Here is a 17,165-nt window from a genome sequence, read left to right as displayed (position 1 = left end):
CTTGGTCATCACGATGCTGCCCAGCGCCATGATCATGCCGCACGACAGGTCGATGCCGGCCGTGAGGATGATCAGGGTCTGGCCGATCGCGATCACGCCGACCACCGTCACTTGCTGCAGGATCAGCGAGAAGTTCTCGCCGCTGAAGAACTGGTCGGTCGTGAAGCCGAAGGCGATGCACGCGATCAGCAGGGCGATGAACGGGCCGAGCTGCCCGAGCGGGGGCAGCTTGGCGCCCAGGGTGGTGGAGGGGATGGCGGCCATGGTGGTGCGTGTCCGGTGTGCAGCAGCGCTGCCCTTACTTCTTGCCCCAGCACAGCTCGGTGCCCACCTGGGTGTCCTTGCTCTCGACGCCGGCCACCGGCTTGGCGGCGATCAGGGTGACGCCGGTGTCGGTGTAGCCGCTGACCTTCTTGCCGCTGGTGGCGTAGTCGACGCCGGCGGCCACGCCCATGGCGGCCATCTTCAGCGGGTACTGCTGCGAGGTGGCGGCGATCTTGCCGGCGGCCACGTCCTTGATGCCGTCGCAGCCGCCGTCGACCGAGACGATCATCACGTTCTTGTCCTTGCCCGACTTCTGCAGGGCGTTGAAGGCGCCGGCGGCGGCCGGCTCGTTGATGGTGTAGACCAGGTTGATGTCGGGGTTCTTCTGCAGGCAGTTCTCCATCGCGGTCTGGCCCTTGGCGCGGTCGCCGAAGCTGTCGGCCATGCACACCACCTCGGCCGGGCGGGCCAGTTCGTTGTTCTTGGCGTCGTTGCTCTTGAGCCCGAAGCCCTGCAGGAAACCGTTGTGGCGCTGGGCGCCCACGGGGTGGCCCGGGAACAGGTCGAGCGTGGCGATCTTCACCGGCTTGCCGGCCATGGCCGCCTTGGCGTATTGGCCGATCAGCACGCCGGCCTGGTAGTTGTCGGTGGCGAACAGGGCGTCGGTGGCGCTTTGCGGATCGGTCGGGCTGTCCAGCGCGATCACCATCACGCCTTTTTCTTGCGCCTTCTTGATGGCCGGGATGATCGCCTTGGCGTCGCTGGGCGTGATCAGGATGGTCTTGGCGCCGGCGGCGATCATGTTCTCCATCGCCGCCACCTGGCCGGCGTTGTCGCCGTCGGTCTTGCCGGCGCCCGACAGCAGCTTGGCGCCCTTGGTCTTGGCCTCGGCCGTGGCGCCTTCCTTCATCTTGACGAAGAAGGGGTTGGTCTCGGTCTTGGTGATCAGGCCGATCACGGGCTCGGCGGCCTGGGCGGGGAACTGGGCGGCCAGCGCGGCTGAGGTCAGGGCGGCGGCGAGGGTGAGCTTGAGCATCGGGTTGTCTCCTGGGATTGCGGGCGGAGCGCCTGCGGGGCTTGAAGGAAATCCGGGCCCCTTCACGGGGCTTTGCGTCGTGGGGCGATGCAACTATAGTTCGCTTCGAGTTATTAAATCAAGTTGATTTATTTAGTGTTAACCCGAAGGAGACAGCAACATGTTCGTGGTCTGTGGTGAAGCTCTGATGGACGTCTACATGGGCGAGTCAACGCCCACCGGCCTGCGGTTCGACGCCCGCATCGGCGGCTCGCCCCTCAATGTGGCGCAGGGCCTGGCGCGGCTGGCACGGCCCGCGGCCTTCCTTTCCACGCTGTCGACCGACGCCATCGGCGAGCGCCTGCTGGCGTCGCTGGTGGCCGAGGGCGTCGACACCTCGCTGGTCCTGCGCAGCGACGCTCCGAGCACGCTCAGCGTCGTCAGCATCGACGCGACCGGCGTGCCTCGCTACGACTTCCACGGCAACGGCGCGGCCGACCGGCAGCTCACGCCCGGCACGCTCCCTGCGTTGCCGGCGCAGACACGCGTGCTGCAGCTCGGCTCCTACGCGCTCGTTGTGGAGCCGGTCGGCAGCACGCTGCGCGCCCTGGCGGCCTCCGCTCGCGCACGTTGCCTGATCGCCTACGACCCGAACGTCCGGCTCAACGTCGAACCCGATATCGACCGCTGGCGCCAGGTGGTCGAGGACATGGTCTCGCTGGCCCACCTGGTCAAGGTGAGCGAGGAAGATCTCGCCCTGCTCTACCCCGACGAATCACCCGAGCAGGTGGCGCCGCGATGGCTGAAGCGGGGCGCGGCGCTGGTGGTCGTCACGCGCGGGGGCGCGGGCTCCAGCGCGTGGACGGCCAATGCACATGCCAAGGCGCCGTCTAAGCCGGTGAAGGTCATCGACACGGTCGGCGCCGGCGACACTTTCCAGGCTGCCTTGCTGACATGGCTGGACGACCACGATGCGCTGGCGCCCGCGGCGCTGACGACACTGGCCGACGGGCAACTGGATGCGCTGCTGCGCTTCGCAGCCCAGGCCGCTGCCATCACCTGCTCGCGCCGCGGGGCCGATATGCCGAGGCGATGCGAACTGCCCTGAGTCGGCCCCGATCAGCGCTGCCGCTGCTGCGATCTGCGCGAGCCGGACAAAAAAAACCGGCTCAGGAAAGCCGGTCTTCAGAGGGAATGGAAGCGCTCAGTAGCGACCGCCGCCGTACCCACCGGTGCCATAGCCAACGTCCGAGCGTTTGCCCGTGTTGTAGCCGGCGGCGCTGTAGCCACCCGAGCCGCCACCCTCTTCGCGCGGGCGCGCCAGGTTGACGACGATCGAGCGTCCATCGACGGACATGCCGTTCAGCCCCGTGATGGCGGCTTGGGCCGCTTCGGCGGAAGCCATTTCCACAAAGCCGAAGCCCTTGGAGCGGCCGGTTTCACGGTCCATCATGACCTTGGCCGAAGCGACGCTGCCAAATTCGGCAAAGTTGCTTCCCAGGCTGGAATCGGTCACGGAATAAGGCAGGTTGCCGACGTAGATTTTGACGCTCATGAAAAGAGCCTTTCTGAATGAAGGTGCGCAACGAATGTCGCGCGTTGGAACACGGCGTGCGGATGGGGCGTCCGCAGCAATTGAAAACAGGTGGCGGGTTCTGGATCTGCGTGGCAGATCATCAACACGTGGGGGGGTGGGGCATGCACGTTTGCAGCCAACCCTGTGTGACTGCAAAGAGCCGGGCCGCTTCGCGCGAGGCGAAGGCCTTGTCGAAGCGAAAGATCCGGCAATAGCTCCCGTTGCCTTGGGAACGCTGGACCGAGAAGGAGGCACGAAAGCCGCCACAAGGGGTCTCGTGTGTCGCGGGCGAAACGACGTACTTGCCCATGGAAATACCGATTTTTGGAATCTAGTTCATTCGGGATCGCAGGCTTGAATCGACCTGCGTGAGCCAATCAGGAAGTCGGTTGGCTGCAGCTCTACAGACCCACCGGGCGACGAAGTCGCCAAACAGCCTGCACGGGATGGAGGTTTGCTCCGAGCAGGCACTGCGAAATCCCCGCCGTTCAAACCACGGGGCCGCAATAAATCGATTATATCAAAAATCGACCTGTGATCGATTGTCTTTATTCCGAACGGTGACTTGTCGCGGCGCTCGCGGCGCTGGCGAGCGGCCTGGCCTGAGGCGGGCCAGGCTGGTTATCGCGCCGGCCGCTCAGCTCGTGAAGAACGCCAGCAGATCGGGGTTGATGACATCCGCGTGGGTGGTGAGCATGCCGTGCGGGAAGCCCTTGTACACCTTGAGCGTGCCGTTCTTCAGCAGCTTGACCGACTTCAGCGCCGCGTCGGCGATCGGCACGATCTGGTCGTCGTCGCCATGCATGACCAGCGTCGGCACCGTGATCGCCTGCAGGTCCGCCGTCTGGTCGGTCTCCGAAAAGGCCTTGATGCCTTCGTAGTGCGCCTTGGCGCTGCCCATCATTCCCTGGCGCCACCAGTTCTGGATCACCCCCTGGTAGACCTTGGCACCTTCCCGGTTGAAGCCGTAGAACGGACCCGTCGCCACGTCGAGGAACAGTTGTGCCCGGTTGTCGGCCACCCCCTTGCGGAAGCCGTCGAAGACCTCGATCGGCAGGCCTTCCGGATTGCTCGCGGTCTTGAGCATCAGGGGCGGCACCGCGCTCACGAGCACGGCCTTGGCGGCGCGACCACTGGGCTCGCCATGCTTCGCGACGTAGCGGGCGACCTCGCCGCCGCCGGTCGAGTGGCCCACATGAAAGACCTTGGTCAGATCGAGCGCCTCGACCACCGCGAAGGCATCGGCGGCGTAGTGGTCCATGTCATGGCCATCGCTCACCTGCGCCGACCGCCCGTGCCCGCGGCGGTCGTGCGCGATCACCCGGAAGCCGCGTTGCACGAAGAACAGCATCTGCGTGTCCCAGTCGTCGCTGGAAAGCGGCCAACCGTGATGAAACATGATCGGCTGGCCGTCCTTGGGGCCCCAATCCTTGTAGAAAATCTCGACGCCGTCCTTGGTCTTGATCGTGCTCATGGGCTGATGGTCTTTCTGAAAAGCGGTTGGGTTGAGTGCGACCGAGGTCACACGATATTTTGAACGGATCCTCCATGCAAGTCTCGCACCAGACGCGCGCGCGCCGCCCTTAGACTCGAAGCCGGATGACCGCCCCGCTTCCAGCCATCAGGCGCGAACGACTGCGGCGCTTCATGCGCGTCGTGCGCATGGCCGCGGCCATCGGCGCGGGCGTCGGTGCCGTCTACGCGGGCGCGATGGCCGCCCCGGACGCTCGCTCGCTGCTCGCTTCCCTGCTGATCTCCGTGCCGATCGGCGTCATCAGTGCCGTGCTCACGGCTTCGTCGATCGGCGGCATCGAGATGTTCCTGCTGCCTCGCGCCTCGATGCGCTGGCTCGACTCGCTGCCGTTCGTCGCGGTGTTCATCCTGAAGACGCTTGTCTACGGCGCGATCGCCTGGGCGGTGATCGCTGGCCAACCGGGCCAGCGATTGTTGGGCGTCGTCACCTCCTACGACGCCCGCACCGGTCTGATCGCGGCTTTTCTCTCGCTCGTGCCGGTTGCCGTCATGGTGATGATGTTTCAGGCCGCGGGCCTGGTCGGCTACCGCACCTTCATGGCGCTGCTGACAGGCAAGTATCGACAGCCCTTCGCCGAGCGACGCTTCTTCCTCTTCGTCGACGTGGTGGGCTCGACTGCCATGGCCGAGCGGCTCGGGGCCCTGCAGGCGCATCGCTTCCTGGCCGCGGTGTTTTCAGCGGTCGCCGAACCGATCGAACTGTGGCGAGGCGAAATCCACCAGTATGTCGGTGACGAGATCGTGATCACCTGGGTCGAGGCGGACGGCGTTGTCGATGCGCGGGCGCTGCGCTGCTTCTTCGCGATGCGCGCGGCGATTGCCGCCGACGCGAACCGGTTTGTCCAGCGCTTCGGCGTGCGGCCGGAACTGCGTGCGGCGCTGCACCTGGGCGAGGTCATCGCCGGCGAGGTCGGCCAGGTGCGCCGTGCGATTGTCTACCACGGCGACGTCATGAACACGACCGGACGCCTCGAGCAGGCGACCCGCGAAGTCGGATGCCTGTTCATCGCCTCGGCCGAAGCGCTGGCCTCCCTGGGGCCGCCGCCCGAAATCCGTACCCACGACCTCGGGGCGCTGGCACTGCGCGGACGGGTCGAGCCCATTCATGCGTTCTGCGTCGAACAGTCGGTCACCAGCGTCTAGTTGCACCGCCGGCCTCGCCCGCACCATGCTCGCGATGCCTGCCGCCAAGGCCAGCACGGCACCGATTCCAAGCCCGATCCTGGGGGCAGCGTCGGCGGCTGCGGCAGTGAACAGCAGGCTCATGAGGATCCCGCCTGCGGTTTGACCCGCCAGCCTGGCGGTCCCCTGGAGGCCTCCGGCAGCCCCGCTCCGATCTTCGGGCGCGGACAGGAACATGTTGCGGTTGTTCGGCACCTGGAAAAGCCCGAAGCCCAGCCCGCACGCCACGGTGATCAGGATCAGCGGCTGCGGCCGCCCCTCCAGGGGCCACAGCGAGGCGGCCGCGAGGCCCATCGCAAGCAGCGTGGCGCCCGCGGCGCAAAGCCACGCCGTCGGCACGCGGTCGGCGAGACGTCCCGCAAGGGGCGCCGCAACCGCCACGGCCAGGGGCCAGGGCGTCATGAAGATCCCTGTGATGAGCGCGCCCTGGCCCAGGCTGTGCTGCAGGTAGAAAGGAAGCGCCAACAATCCCGCTGTCGTGCCCGCGAAGCAGCAGATCGAGGCGATCACCGAGAGGCGCATCGACGCCGAGCGGAGCAGATCCAGCGGGACCAGCGGCGTGGCCTTCGGCATCTCCCGCCGGACCAGCGCCGCCAGACCGAAAGCCGCTGCGGCGAGGAGCACCGCGGCCAGGGCCGGCACCTCGACCAGAAGCTCCGCGCCAATGACCAGCGAGGCCAGTGCCCCCGCGTTCAGCGCCACGCTGGCCAGGTCGAGGCGGCGCGCCGTCCCGTCGAGCGCCGGCAATGCACGCGTGGCGATCAGGACCAGGCCACCCAGGGGCAGGTTCAAGGCGAACAGCCAGGGCCAACTCAAGTTCGTGAGGATCAGCGCGCCGACGGTCGGACCCGCCGCGGACGACAGCGCGACCGCGAGCGCGTTCCAGCCGATGGCGGCGCCGAGCCGTCGACGCGGAACGACGGAGCGCAACAGGGCAACGCCGAGCGCCATCACCGCCGCGCCGCCGAGGCCCTGGAAAAAACGGGCCGTGACGAGCCACGGGAGCGAAGGCGAGAGCGCGCACAACGCGGAAGCGACCGTGAACACCGCAACGCCAAGCCCGAACACCCGGCGATGGCCCAGGCTCTCGCCCAAAGCCGCGCAAGGCAGCAGGCCCATCATCAACGCCGCCTGGTAGGCCGTGACGACCCAGACCGACATCCCAGGCGCGACCTGCAGCGATCGTCCGATCGTCGGCAGCGCGACGTTGACGATGCCCGCATCGAGCACCACGAGCACCATCGCCGCCAGCACCGCCGCAACGGCGGCGGCCCGCGAACCTTGCGCGGTCGAGGTTTCGATCATGGCGTGCCGAAGGTCCAGACGCCGTCCCTCTCGACATAGCGCGTCACCCGGTGTTCGTCCTTGTCTTCCTTCTTGAGGTCGCGCTCGGTGAACCGGTACAGGAGCGCCGGTCCTTTCATGCACCGCGTGTCATGGATGTCCCCCGGCAGATACACCTGGACCTGCCCCGGCCGCATCAGCGTCGAGTCCCGCATCACGAGCCCGATCGTGCCGTCGCGGTTCGCCACCCGCGCATAGGTTCTCATCTCGATCTCGCCCTGCTGGATCGCGTAGATGACCCAGCCCCGGCCGTGGTCATGGGGTGGCCTGTAGAGCCCCGCGTATTCCGAATGCGCCAGGAGCACGAAGCCGTGGGTCGGATCGCGATGGAGCTCCTTGTTCGCCGGCGCTTCGACGTGCAAGGCTGCCAGCCAGTCTTCCGTGCCCGGTGCCCGGAGAAGGTCGGCCAAGTGGCGCTTGCACCCGGCGACCACCTGCTCGCTCAGCGGGCCCCAGACGGACTTGATGCCCTGGATCGATGCTTCGAGCGTGTTGCTGGCCATGACTTCTTCCCTTTCAGTTGCGCTTGGACGACCCTCGTCAAGCAGTGCTCGAACGATAGGACGCCAGTGCGAATTGCGGAAGGCGCAGCAGTTGCAACATATACGTGCACCGAACGCCATGTCAGCCCGAACGTGCTAGCTTCGGCACATGTCGACGCCTGATCTGAACCTGCTGGTCACCCTCGACGTCCTGCTGGCCGAAGGCAGCGTCGCGGGCGCTGCGCGACGTTTGCGCCTGAGCCCTTCGGCGATGAGTCGGGCCCTCGCACGATTGCGGGAAACCACCGGCGACCCGCTGCTGGTCCGCGCCGGGAGGGGCCTGGTGGCCACCCCCCGCGCACTGGAACTGCGCGAGCGCGTCAACCAGCTCGTCCAGGAGGCCGAGGCGGTCCTGCGGCCTGCCGAGGCGCTCGACCTCCGGGCGCTGGTCCGGACGTTCACGCTGCGCACCAGCGAAGGCTTCGTCGAGACCTTCGGGCCCGGTCTGCTCGAACGCGCCGGTCGTGAAGCGCCCGGCGTGCGGCTGCGCTTCATGCAGAAGGCGGACAAGGAGAGCGCGTCCCTGCGCGACGGCACGGTCGATCTCGAGACGGGGGTCATTGGAAATACCACCGGACCGGAAGTCCGCGTGCAGGCCCTGTTCCGGGACCGATTCGTTGGCGTGGTGCGCACCGGGCATCCGCTGTGTCGGGGCGAGATGACGGCAGCCCGGTACGCGGCCGGAAGGCACGTGGTCGTGTCGCGGCGCGGCGCCGACAGAGGGCCGATCGACGAAGCCCTGAAGCCGCTCGGCCTGGAGCGCGAGGTCGGGACGGTCGTCGGCGGGTTCGCGACCGCGCTGGCACTGGCCCGGGCCTCCGACCTGATCGCCAGTGTTCCTGAACGCCACACCGAAGGCCTGCGCGCCGGCATGCACAGCTTTGGCCTGCCGATGCCCGCGCCGGAGATCACCGTGTCGCTGCTCTGGCACCCGAGGTTGGATGGCGACCTGGCGCACCGCTGGCTGCGCCGTTGCGTTCGGGACGTCTGCGGCGCGTTCACGCCACCCGACTGCGCCTGACGCCGGGTTCCGGGTGCTCCGTCGCATGGCGATGGCGCGATGGAGGTCGCGCCATGACGATGGCGATTCCGACCACCCGGCAACCCCTGCCAATTCCTTCAAGGACCCCGATCATGCGCACCAGACAACGTGGCCTCCTGCTGGCCCTCGGCCTGTTCCTGTCGATCAACGCCCTGGCCAGCCAGGCAGGATTCCGGACCCTCAGCGTTCCCGGCCTGCCCGCGGACCCCGGGCCCATCCCCGTCGCCTTGTTCTACCCCACGCAGGCGCCCGAGCGAACCATCGCGATGGGCCCGTTCACGGTCCATGCCGCCCTGGGCGGTGCGCCTGAGGCACAGGTGAAGGGCTTGATCGTCCTGAGCCACGGACACCGCGGCTCGGAACTGGCCCACGCCAGCCTGGCCGAAGCGCTGGCGCGCGATGGCTACCTGGTCGCCGCGCTGCGCCATCCCGGCGACAACTGGCAGGACGGCTCGTTGCTCGCGAACGGCCCGGCCCGCTACTTCAGCGCGCGCCCGCAACAGGCCTCGCGCGTGATCGACGCGCTGCTGCAGGACCCCGCCTGGAAGGACCGGATCGCGCGCGACGCCAGGGGGCCGCGCATCGGCGCCGTCGGACACTCGGCGGGGGGCTACACGGTGCTGGCGCTGGCCGGGGCAGAGCCCGAGCTGCAACGCCTCGCCACCCATTGCGCGAGCGAGCGTGCCGACGATCCGATTCTTTGCGGCCTGGCTCGCACCGGAGACCCGGCAGCGACCCGCACCGGGCAGACGGATCAGGGGGTGCCGACGCTGGCGGACGGCCGGGTTCGCGCCATCGTCGCGCTGGCCCCGCTGGGCGCCGTCATTTCAGCGCGATCGCTGGCCGCGATCCAGGTCCCGACCCTGGTCTACGAAGCCGAACAGGACCGATATCTGGTCCCGCGCTTCCATGCCGAGTGGATCGCGCGCAACCTGTCCGGGGTCGAACTGCGCCGCGTTCCCGGCGCCTGGCACTCGGCATTCATGGACATCCCCGGCATGCCCATCCCGACGCCCGACGGCGACATCGCGGCCGATCCGCCGGGCTTCGATCGGCCCGCGTTCCTGCAACGGTTGGGCACCGAGGTCCCGGCCTACTTCGACAGGGTCCTGAGCTCGGCTGCCCCCTGAAATTGCTCAGAGGCTGTCGACCATGCGCTGCAATGCCACCATGCCCGGGTCGTCCAGCCCGATGGTCTTGTTCGCGAACATGCGGGCGCGGCCGATCCGGTTAGGCTGGTCGCGAAAGGCATCCAGGGCATCGCGCATCGCGCTGCTGGCGACCTGGCGCACCGCGGCCTCCGGGGACGCGCCGGCAAGTGCGAGCTGGATCGCGTGCAGGCCGTCCAGAACCGTCTTGTCGCCGAGGCTGGCGCCACCGCGGGCGGACAGCACCGACACCACCTCGCCCAGCAGCGCCGCCAGATCGGATCGATCGAGCGAGGCCACGCCCGCGCAGCGCTTGGCCGACGTGGCCAGGGCGACCGTCAGCAGGGTGCCGAAGCTCGATCCCGATGCCTTGGCGCTGGCCTGCGCGCAGCGCTTGAAGATGCCTTCCAGCGTGTCGGGCAGTTCAGGCAAGGCCTGCTCGATCAGCGTCGCGCACTTGTCGAGCGTGACGCCCAGGTCGGCATCGCCGAGACGGCCGTCCAGCGCATTGAGTTCGGGCGCCGCCGAATGCATGGCCGCGCACCAGCGCGGCACGGCGGCGGTCAGAGTGGGGGCGTCGAGCATCAGCGGACACTCCAGAACGGGCAATGGGCCGGCGCGGCCAGCAGGCTTTCGAGTTCGGCATCGAGCTTCATGACACTCAGCGAGGCGCCGGCCATTTCCATCGACGTGGCATAGCGACCCACCAGGGGCCGCACGACCGTGACGCCGCGCTCGGCCAGCACCGACGCCACCCGCCGGTAGAGGATGTAGAGCTCTTCGGCCGGGGTGGCGCCCAGGCTGTTGACCAGCACGGCCACGCGATCGCCCGAAGCCAGGGACAGCTCCGGCAACACGTGGGCCAGCATCTCGTCCGCCAGCGCGTCGGCCTTCTTGAGCGGTCCGCGCCAGATGCCCGGTTCGCCATGGATGCCCATGCCGAACTCGACATCTCCGGCGTCGATGCTGAACGAAGCCTGCCCGGATTCGGGCACCACGCAGGGCGACAGCGCCACCCCGATCGATCGGCATGCATCGTTGGCCTTGCGCGCCACCGCGGCGACCTGCGCCAGCGTTGCGCCCGCTGCCGCGCTTGCGCCCGCGGCCTTGTAGACCAGCACGAGTCCGGCCACGCCGCGGCGCTTCTCGCGCTGCGCCAGGGGCGCGCTCGCGACGTCGTCGGACACCCGCACCGATGCGATGTCCATGCCGTCGAGCGCCAGCATCTCGGCGGCCATCTCGAAGTTCATGCGGTCGCCGCCGTAGTTGCCATACAGCTGCAGCACGCCGGCACCGCCATCGGCCGCGCGCATGGCTTCCATGCAGTCGTCCATCCGAGGTCCGGCAAAGACGTTGCCCACGGCGCAGCTGTCGAGCAGTCCGTCCCCGACATAGCCCAGAAACACCGGCAGATGGCCCGAGCCGCCACCGGTGACGATGCCGACCTTGCCGGAGACCGCCCCGCCCGCGCGGCACACCACGCGCCCGCCGTCGCCGCGGCGCTGCAGTTCGGGATGGGCCATGCAGAGTCCGTCGAGCATTTCGTCGACGTAGGCGTTCGGGTCGTTGAGGATCTTCTTCACTTGTCAGTCGACCTTGAGGCGGCCGTCCTTGGTGGCCTGGGCGGCGAGTGCGTACTCGGCTTCGAGGATCCGTCCGAATTCCTGCGGCGTGCTGGAGAGCGCCACGCTGCCGAGCTCGCGGGCGCTGTTCACCGTCTGCGGGTCTTTCACCGCCTGCGCCAGAGCGGCCGCGAGCTTGTCCTGGACGTCCTTCGGGGTTCCGCTCGGCGCCAGGACGCCGACATAGGTCGTGCCGTCGATGCTGCCGAAGCCGAGCTCCGAGACCGTCTGCACGCCGGGCAGCAGCGGGTCCTGGGTGGGCCCCAGGACCGCCAGCGCCTGCAGCGCGCCGCCCTTGATGTGCTGCAGCGCACTCGGAACCTGGTCGAAGTGGACGTCGATCTGGCCACCGATCAGGTCGATCAGCGCGGGACCGGAACCCTTGTAGCTGACGATCGTGAACTTGGTCTTGAGCAAGCTTTCCAGCTGCAGCAGGGCCAGGTGGTTGGGCGTGCCCGGGCCGGAATGCGCCGCGGTCAGCTTCCCTTCGCCGGAGCGTGCATAGGCGGCGAACTCCTTGAAGTTCTTGAAGCGCGTCTCGTCCTTGCGGGCGAGCAACACCATGGAGCTCTTGTTGACGAGCCCCAACGGCGCGAAGTTGGTGCGCCCGTAGCTGGTCTTGACCATCTCGGGAACGGTCACCACCACGCCGGCGCCGCACAGCAGCAAGGTGTAGCCGTCCGGCGCGGCGCGTGCGACTTGTGCAGCGCCGATCGAGCCGCCCGCGCCGGCGCGGTTGTCCACGATCACCGACTGGCCGAGCACCTTGCCCAGTGCGACCGCGACGGTCCGGGCCACGATGTCGGTGTTGCCGCCCGGGGCGAACGGCACGACGAGCGTGACGGGCCGGCTCGGGAAGGCTTGCGCCCAGGCATGCGAACCCAGTGCGCCGCTGGCGGCGGCGACCGCGCCGAGCTTGAGTAGTTGTCTGCGTTGGATGGTCATTTCCTTGTCTCCGTAGTCGTTGATTGCCCGGGCTTCAGTTGTCGAAGCGCAGCACGTTGTCCATGGCGGCCTTGATGCGGGCCAGCTGAGCCGGCTGGGTCGCCGGCATCGGGGCGCGCGGCAAGCCCGCGTCGCAGCCCTGCAGCGTGATGGAGGTCTTGATGTTGGCCGGCAGGTTGTCGCCGACCAAGGCGTTCCAGAACGCGAGCATCGCCTTGTGGATTTCCAGCCCCTTCACATGGTCACCCGCCTGCACGGTGTCCCACAGGGTGACGCACACACCCGGGAGAGCGGCCGGCGTTGCCGCGATCGTGCCGTGCGCGCCCAGCGCGAATGACGAATACAGCAACGCATCGACGGCGGAGAACACCTTGCAGCCTGCCGGCACGCCGAGCAGCAGATCGGCCATGAGCTTGAGGTCGCCCTGGCTCTGCTTGATGCCCTGCACACCGGGCAGCTCCTGCATGAGGCGAATCATCTGGGCCGGGTTCAGGTAGTTCCAGGGCACGACGTTGTAGATCACGACGGGGACATCCGTGGCTTCGGTGAGCGCCTTGAAATGGTTGTGGGTCGCTTCCTCGTCCGGCTTGAACAGGTAGTGGACCGGCGTGACCTGCAGCGCGGCGATGGGCAGGTGCGAGATCGCCTTGGCGCGGTTGATGGCATCGCGTGTGCTGTTCGAGATGATGCCGGCCACGATCGGCACGGCGCCCGCGACTTCCGCTGCGGTGATTTCCATGACGCGCTTGAACTCGTCGACCGTGAAGGTGTGGCCCTCCCCCGTGCTGCCGCCCGGGCAGACACCATGGACCTTCTTGTCCAGGTTGAAACGAATGACCTTGCGGAAGGCGGCTTCGTCGATGCTTCCGTCCGCGGTGAACGGTGTGACGAGCGGCGGAATGACGCCGGTGAGATCGAGACCCATGAGAACGACTCCAGTGGTGGTGAGGGATGGCTGTGGACGCTGAGTGCTGCGCTGGTATCGAACTATACTCCAACTGACATGTCAGTCATAGTTCAGTATTAACCCTAGTTCCTCGCCATGAGGTCCGCGCGCTCGACGCGGCTTAACATCTCACCCCATGAACACCAGCGCCATCGTCCGAACCGCGGCCGTGAAATCCGCCACTGCGGGAGCCAACGAAGGCGAACACGTTAACCAGCGCAGCCGCGCCTACCAGGGTTTCCGGCAACAGATCATCGACGCCAGGATCCGGCCGGGCCAGTTCGTTTCACAGCGGGAACTGATGGAACTGCTGGAGATGCCCCTGGCCGCGGTGCGCGAACTGATCCCCCGCCTCGAGGCTGCCGGATTGATCAAGACCGTGCCGCAGCGCGGGCTGCAGATCGCGTCCGTCGACATGAAGCTGATCCGAAATGCGTGGCAGGTGCGGGCGATGGTGGAGCGCGAGGCGGTCGTGAACTTCGCGCGTGTCGCGAGCCCCGAGACCATTGCCCGGCTGATCAAGCAGCACGAGGCGATTCTTGAGCGCGCGATGCAGCCGCACCCCGACGAGCACCTCGAGAAGGATGCCCAGGCCGTGGACTGGGGACTGCACGACCAGATGGTCGACGCCATCGGCAACGAAATCCTGTCCGAGATCTATCGGGTCAACAGCCTCCACGTGCGCTTGATCCGCTACGACGCGGACTCGATGCGTCCGGTCCAGGTCGTGCCAGCGATGCGCGAGCACCTCGAGTTCCTGCACGCCCTGGAGGCCGGGGACAGCGAAGGCGCGCTGGCGCAGATGATGGCGCACATCGAGCAATCGAAGCACCGCGTTCTCGCCGGGATGCTTCGCGCCGGGCAAGGCGCAGCCTAGGGCTTCGACGACGAGGTGCGGCTGCGGCCGCCCTCCCCGCGCGAGGCCCTACGCCGCCGCAGGCCGCTTCGCCAGTTCAAGCTTGGCGATGGCATTGCGGTGCACTTCGTCCGGTCCGTCGACGATGCGAACGGTGCGCTGGTGCGCATAGGCCTCGGCCAGCCAGAAGTCCTGGCTGACGCCGGCCGCGCCATGCGCCTGGATCGCCCAGTCGACCACCTTGCACGACATGTTGGGGGCCACCACCTTGATCATGGCGATCTCGGCACGCGCTTCCTTGTTGCCGACCGTGTCCATCTTGTAGGCGGCGTTCAGCGTCAGCAGGCGCGCCTGGTCGATCAGGCAGCGCGACTCGGCGATGCGCTCGTGCCAGACCGATTGCTCGGCCAAGGGCTTTCCGAAGGCGATGCGCGAACGAAGCCGGTCGCACATCAGTTCCAGCGCGCGCTCGGCGGCGCCGATCGAGCGCATGCAATGGTGGATGCGTCCCGGGCCCAGGCGGCCCTGGGCGATCTCGAAGCCGCGGCCCTCGCCGAGCAGGATGTTGCCGACCGGCACGCGCACGTTCTCCAGCAGGACCTCCATGTGGCCGTGCGGTGCATCGTCGTAGCCGAACACCGACAGGTGCCGCAGCACGCTGACGCCGGGCGTGTCGCGCGGCACCAGCACCATCGACTGCTGCGCATGGCGCGGCGCCTCGGTGTCGGTCTTGCCCATCACGATGAAGATCTTGCAGCGCGGGCTGCCCGCGCCGGACGAGAACCACTTGCGGCCGTTGATGACGTATTCGTCGCCTTCGCGCGTGATGGTGCACTGGATGTTGGTGGCGTCCGAGGAGGCCACGGCCGGCTCGGTCATCAGGAAGCCCGAGCGGATCTCGCCGGCGAGCAGCGGCTCGAGCCACTGGTCCTTCTGCGCCTCGGTGCCGTAGCGTTCGATGGTTTCCATGTTGCCGGTGTCGGGCGCCGAGCAGTTGAACACCTCGCCCGACCACGAGACACGCCCCATGACCTCGCACAGCGGCGCGTAGTCGAGGTTCGAGATGCCCGGCACGCCGCGGTGCTCGTGCGGCAGGAACATGTTCCAGAGTCCGGCGGCGCGGGCCAGCGGCTTGAGTTCCTCGATCAGCGGCGAGACCTGCCATGCATTGCCCTGGCGGCGAAACGAATCCATCTCCTCGTGATAGCGCGCTTCGTTGGGATAGATGTGCTGGTCGAAGAATTGCCGCAGGCGCTGCAGCAGATCGCGGGTCTTCGGGGAGGGTTCGGCAAACATGGTGTGTCCTTCGGTCTTGTGGGTGGCGTCCGGTCCTGGCGCTCGGTGTCCGCGATTAGAACGCGGCCGGCGCCAGGACGCGGTCACGCGTGCGACGCCAAGGACTAGACCCCGGCGACCGGATCCGCCGCGGCGAATCGTGGTTCGGCCTCCGCATCGGCCTTCGCCGGCCCGAAGCTGAAGCTGGCGTACCCGTCATGCGCCGCCGCCGCCGTGTACTGCCGGTAGGCATGGAAGCCCCCTGTGAAAAGCGTCAAACCCTGCGGCTTGTCCTTCACGTTGGCACCGACCCACCAGGTCTTGGCCTTGTTGATCAGCGAGCGCTTGGCCAGGTTGCGCACGACGCCCATCCAGTCCTCTTCGGCCTTGGGGGTGGGCTCGATCGTCTTGAGGCCGTTCTTGTGCATGTGCGTGATGGCCCCGGCGATCCAGTCCACGTCGTGCTCGCTGATGCGGATGATGTTGGCGAGCGCCGCCGGACCGTTGGGGCCGGTGGTCATGAAGAGGTTCGGGAAGCCTTCCATCATCAGCCCCAGGTACGAGCGCGCGCCCTCCTTCCACTTGTCGTTGACCGTCCGCCCGTCGCGCCCGGTCACTTCGAAGGCCATCATGGCGCCGGTGAGCCCGTCGTAGCCGGTGGCGAGGATCAGCATGTCGAGTTCGACCTCGCCCGACTCGGTGCGCACGCCCTTCTCGGTGACCTCGACGATCGGATCGGCGAGGCAATCCTTCAGGTGCACGTTCGGCAGGTTGTAGGTCTCGTAGTAGCTGGAGTCCAGGCAGGGCCGGCGGGCGAAGATCGGATAGCCCTTGGGCTTGAGCTTCTCGGCGACCACCGGGTCCTTCACGATCTCGGGGATCCGGTTGCGCACGAACTCGGCCACCTGCTCGTTCGCCTCCTCGTTGAGCATCAGGTCCGAGAAGGTGCCGAGCATGGCCAGCCCGCCCTGCTTCCAGGCGTCTTCCAGCAAGGCCTGGCGCTGGGCCCGGGTGACGCTGAAAAAGGCCCGCGTCGACTGCGGCCGCGTGCCGCCGACGGCGCTGTTGCGCGCCGCCTCGCGGATCCCCGGGTAGTGCCGCTTGACCTCGGCCACGTACTCGGCGTCGAGCTCGACATTGCGCATCGGCATGGTGAAGCTCGGCGTGCGCTGGAAGACGAAGAGTTCGCCGGCCTGCGGGCCGATCTCCTGCACGATCTGGATGCCGGTCGACCCGGTACCGATGACGCCGACGCGCTGGCCCTCGTAGCTGACCGGTTCGTGCGGCCACCGGGCGGCATGCAGCAGGCGGCCCTTGAAGCGTTTCACGCCGGGGATGTCCGGCTCCTTCGGGACCGACAGCGGGCCGGTCGCCATGACGCAATACGGCGCCTCCCAGGTCTCGCCGCGGTCGGTCTTGAGCACCCAAAGCCCGCGCGCCGCGTCCCAGTTGGCACGGTTGACCCGCGTGTCGAACTGGAAGTGCGGGCGCAGGCTGAGCTTGCTGGCGACGAAGTCGATGTAGCGCAGCAGCTCGGGCTGGGCCGCGAACTGCTCCGACCAGGTCCATTCCTGCTCGATCTCGGGCGAGAACGAATAGCTGTAGTCGATGCTGGGCAGGTCGACCCGCGCGCCCGGATAACGGTTCCAGTACCAGACACCGCCCAGGTCGCCCCCGGCCTCGAAGGCCTGCAGGCGGAGGCCCATCTCGCGAAAGCGGTAGACGGCGTACATGCCTCCGAAGCCGCCGCCGACCACCAGGACGTCGACGCGTCGGGTGCCGGGGCCGTTCTGAGCGGGGGCGGTGTTGAGGTTGTTCGAGGTGTCGGCGTTCATGCGCATCTCCATGGGGGTTCTGGTCAACAAATCGGGGCCG

At 67.7% G+C, this 17,165-nt stretch carries 17 protein-coding genes and 2 pseudogenes; 5 read left to right on the top strand and 14 right to left on the bottom strand.

The window, feature by feature from the left end; translation table 11 throughout:
* Nucleotides 1-264 (bottom strand): annotated as a pseudogene (locus QTI17_RS32740) (ABC transporter permease); the annotation flags it as partial.
* Between the two features lie 34 nt (nt 265-298).
* Nucleotides 299-1,300 (bottom strand): sugar ABC transporter substrate-binding protein, encoded by a 1,002-nt coding sequence (locus tag QTI17_RS32735; protein WP_286538157.1) that lies wholly within the window; start codon nt 1,298-1,300, stop codon nt 299-301.
* 160 nt (nt 1,301-1,460) lie between these two features.
* On the opposite strand from QTI17_RS32735, the gene QTI17_RS32730 reads away from it, so the two are divergent.
* Nucleotides 1,461-2,387 (top strand): carbohydrate kinase family protein, encoded by a 927-nt coding sequence (locus tag QTI17_RS32730; RefSeq protein ID WP_286538155.1) that lies wholly within the window; start codon nt 1,461-1,463, stop codon nt 2,385-2,387.
* A 96-nt stretch (nt 2,388-2,483) separates the two neighbouring features.
* Here the strand turns inward: QTI17_RS32730 and rbp are convergent, their stop codons facing one another.
* The 4 genes from rbp to QTI17_RS32715 all read right to left on the bottom strand — a co-directional run bounded on the left by rbp (nt 2,484) and on the right by QTI17_RS32715 (nt 5,042).
* Nucleotides 2,484-2,834, bottom strand: coding sequence for an RNA-binding regulator (gene rbp / locus QTI17_RS32725; RefSeq protein ID WP_286538153.1), 351 nt, complete (start codon nt 2,832-2,834; stop codon nt 2,484-2,486).
* A 121-nt stretch (nt 2,835-2,955) separates the two neighbouring features.
* Nucleotides 2,956-3,165 (bottom strand): hypothetical protein, encoded by a 210-nt coding sequence (locus tag QTI17_RS35170; RefSeq protein WP_353506750.1) that lies wholly within the window; start codon nt 3,163-3,165, stop codon nt 2,956-2,958.
* 327 nt (nt 3,166-3,492) lie between these two features.
* The gene (locus tag QTI17_RS32720; protein WP_286538151.1) at nt 3,493-4,329 is read right to left on the bottom strand and encodes an alpha/beta fold hydrolase; all 837 of its coding nucleotides are present in this window, start codon (nt 4,327-4,329) and stop codon (nt 3,493-3,495) included.
* Nucleotides 4,330-4,376: 47 nt separating this feature from the next.
* On the bottom strand, nt 4,377-5,042 hold the full coding sequence (locus QTI17_RS32715; protein ID WP_286538150.1) for a hypothetical protein: 666 nt from the start codon (nt 5,040-5,042) through the stop codon (nt 4,377-4,379).
* On the opposite strand from QTI17_RS32715, the gene QTI17_RS35165 reads away from it, so the two are divergent.
* Nucleotides 4,926-5,531: an adenylate/guanylate cyclase domain-containing protein gene (locus QTI17_RS35165; RefSeq protein WP_353506751.1), complete on the top strand. Its 606-nt coding sequence runs from the start codon at nt 4,926-4,928 to the stop codon at nt 5,529-5,531. The two genes, QTI17_RS32715 and QTI17_RS35165, sit on opposite strands and share 117 nt — an antisense overlap.
* Before the next feature lie 36 nt (nt 5,532-5,567).
* On the opposite strand, the pseudogene QTI17_RS32710 reads toward QTI17_RS35165, so the two are convergent.
* Both QTI17_RS32710 and QTI17_RS32705 read right to left on the bottom strand, forming a co-directional pair.
* Nucleotides 5,568-6,812, bottom strand: a pseudogene (locus QTI17_RS32710) (MFS transporter); the annotation flags it as partial.
* A gap of 59 nt (nt 6,813-6,871) precedes the next feature.
* Nucleotides 6,872-7,417 (bottom strand): cupin domain-containing protein, encoded by a 546-nt coding sequence (locus QTI17_RS32705; protein ID WP_286538145.1) that lies wholly within the window; start codon nt 7,415-7,417, stop codon nt 6,872-6,874.
* Between the two features lie 148 nt (nt 7,418-7,565).
* Between QTI17_RS32705 and QTI17_RS32700 the strand changes: the two genes are divergently transcribed.
* The gene (locus QTI17_RS32700; protein ID WP_286538143.1) at nt 7,566-8,477 is read left to right on the top strand and encodes a LysR family transcriptional regulator; all 912 of its coding nucleotides are present in this window, start codon (nt 7,566-7,568) and stop codon (nt 8,475-8,477) included.
* A 113-nt stretch (nt 8,478-8,590) separates the two neighbouring features.
* The gene (locus QTI17_RS32695) at nt 8,591-9,628 is read left to right on the top strand and encodes an alpha/beta hydrolase family protein (protein WP_286538141.1); all 1,038 of its coding nucleotides are present in this window, start codon (nt 8,591-8,593) and stop codon (nt 9,626-9,628) included.
* A 6-nt stretch (nt 9,629-9,634) separates the two neighbouring features.
* Here QTI17_RS32695 and QTI17_RS32690 read toward each other — a convergent pair whose 3' ends face one another.
* The 4 genes from QTI17_RS32690 to QTI17_RS32675 are packed head-to-tail and all read right to left on the bottom strand — an operon-like array spanning nt 9,635 to nt 13,138.
* Nucleotides 9,635-10,231: a DAK2 domain-containing protein gene (locus QTI17_RS32690; protein WP_286538139.1), complete on the bottom strand. Its 597-nt coding sequence runs from the start codon at nt 10,229-10,231 to the stop codon at nt 9,635-9,637.
* Complete coding sequence (locus QTI17_RS32685; RefSeq protein ID WP_286538138.1) at nt 10,231-11,229, bottom strand: dihydroxyacetone kinase subunit DhaK; 999 nt, start codon at nt 11,227-11,229, stop codon at nt 10,231-10,233. Before QTI17_RS32685 ends, QTI17_RS32690 begins: the two co-directional genes overlap by 1 nt.
* Nucleotides 11,230-11,232: 3 nt before the next feature.
* Nucleotides 11,233-12,213, bottom strand: coding sequence for a Bug family tripartite tricarboxylate transporter substrate binding protein (locus QTI17_RS32680; protein WP_286538137.1), 981 nt, complete (start codon nt 12,211-12,213; stop codon nt 11,233-11,235).
* Nucleotides 12,214-12,247: 34 nt separating this feature from the next.
* Nucleotides 12,248-13,138 carry a dihydrodipicolinate synthase family protein gene (locus QTI17_RS32675; protein WP_286538135.1) on the bottom strand — a complete coding sequence of 297 codons (891 nt, stop codon included), beginning with the start codon at nt 13,136-13,138 and terminating at the stop codon, nt 12,248-12,250.
* A 157-nt stretch (nt 13,139-13,295) separates the two neighbouring features.
* Here QTI17_RS32675 and QTI17_RS32670 point away from each other — a divergent pair, with 157 nt between their 5' ends.
* Entirely contained in the window at nt 13,296-14,036 is a 741-nt protein-coding gene (locus tag QTI17_RS32670; protein WP_286538133.1) for a GntR family transcriptional regulator, read from the top strand.
* Nucleotides 14,037-14,084: 48 nt separating this feature from the next.
* Here QTI17_RS32670 and QTI17_RS32665 read toward each other — a convergent pair whose 3' ends face one another.
* Nucleotides 14,085-15,311: an acyl-CoA dehydrogenase family protein gene (locus QTI17_RS32665; protein ID WP_286538132.1), complete on the bottom strand. Its 1,227-nt coding sequence runs from the start codon at nt 15,309-15,311 to the stop codon at nt 14,085-14,087.
* 104 nt (nt 15,312-15,415) lie between these two features.
* On the bottom strand, nt 15,416-17,125 hold the full coding sequence (locus QTI17_RS32660; protein WP_286538131.1) for a flavin-containing monooxygenase: 1,710 nt from the start codon (nt 17,123-17,125) through the stop codon (nt 15,416-15,418).
* Nucleotides 17,126-17,165 lie beyond the last annotated feature (40 nt).

Source organism: Variovorax sp. J31P179, assembly GCF_030316985.1.
Lineage (GTDB): Bacteria > Pseudomonadota > Gammaproteobacteria > Burkholderiales > Burkholderiaceae_C > Variovorax > Variovorax ginsengisoli_B.
This window is presented reverse-complemented; position numbering and strand designations above follow the sequence as displayed.

What these genes read in the sequence shown, in the direction of transcription:
- QTI17_RS32665 (WP_286538132.1), bottom strand. Translation starts at nt 15,311, where the DNA reads ATGTTTGCCGAACCCTCCCCGAAGACCCGCGATCTGCTGCAGCGCCTG.
- QTI17_RS35165 (WP_353506751.1), top strand. Translation starts at nt 4,926, where the DNA reads ATGGCGCTGCTGACAGGCAAGTATCGACAGCCCTTCGCCGAGCGACGC.
- QTI17_RS32690 (WP_286538139.1), bottom strand. Translation starts at nt 10,231, where the DNA reads ATGCTCGACGCCCCCACTCTGACCGCCGCCGTGCCGCGCTGGTGCGCG.
- QTI17_RS32680 (WP_286538137.1), bottom strand. Translation starts at nt 12,213, where the DNA reads ATGACCATCCAACGCAGACAACTACTCAAGCTCGGCGCGGTCGCCGCC.
- QTI17_RS32730 (WP_286538155.1), top strand. Translation starts at nt 1,461, where the DNA reads ATGTTCGTGGTCTGTGGTGAAGCTCTGATGGACGTCTACATGGGCGAG.
- QTI17_RS32670 (WP_286538133.1), top strand. Translation starts at nt 13,296, where the DNA reads ATGAACACCAGCGCCATCGTCCGAACCGCGGCCGTGAAATCCGCCACT.
- QTI17_RS32720 (WP_286538151.1), bottom strand. Translation starts at nt 4,329, where the DNA reads ATGAGCACGATCAAGACCAAGGACGGCGTCGAGATTTTCTACAAGGAT.
- QTI17_RS32705 (WP_286538145.1), bottom strand. Translation starts at nt 7,417, where the DNA reads ATGGCCAGCAACACGCTCGAAGCATCGATCCAGGGCATCAAGTCCGTC.
- QTI17_RS35170 (WP_353506750.1), bottom strand. Translation starts at nt 3,165, where the DNA reads ATGGGCAAGTACGTCGTTTCGCCCGCGACACACGAGACCCCTTGTGGC.
- QTI17_RS32700 (WP_286538143.1), top strand. Translation starts at nt 7,566, where the DNA reads ATGTCGACGCCTGATCTGAACCTGCTGGTCACCCTCGACGTCCTGCTG.
- QTI17_RS32695 (WP_286538141.1), top strand. Translation starts at nt 8,591, where the DNA reads ATGCGCACCAGACAACGTGGCCTCCTGCTGGCCCTCGGCCTGTTCCTG.
- rbp (WP_286538153.1), bottom strand. Translation starts at nt 2,834, where the DNA reads ATGAGCGTCAAAATCTACGTCGGCAACCTGCCTTATTCCGTGACCGAT.
- QTI17_RS32660 (WP_286538131.1), bottom strand. Translation starts at nt 17,125, where the DNA reads ATGAACGCCGACACCTCGAACAACCTCAACACCGCCCCCGCTCAGAAC.
- QTI17_RS32735 (WP_286538157.1), bottom strand. Translation starts at nt 1,300, where the DNA reads ATGCTCAAGCTCACCCTCGCCGCCGCCCTGACCTCAGCCGCGCTGGCC.
- QTI17_RS32675 (WP_286538135.1), bottom strand. Translation starts at nt 13,138, where the DNA reads ATGGGTCTCGATCTCACCGGCGTCATTCCGCCGCTCGTCACACCGTTC.
- QTI17_RS32715 (WP_286538150.1), bottom strand. Translation starts at nt 5,042, where the DNA reads ATGCGCCTGCAGGGCCCCGAGCCGCTCGGCCATGGCAGTCGAGCCCAC.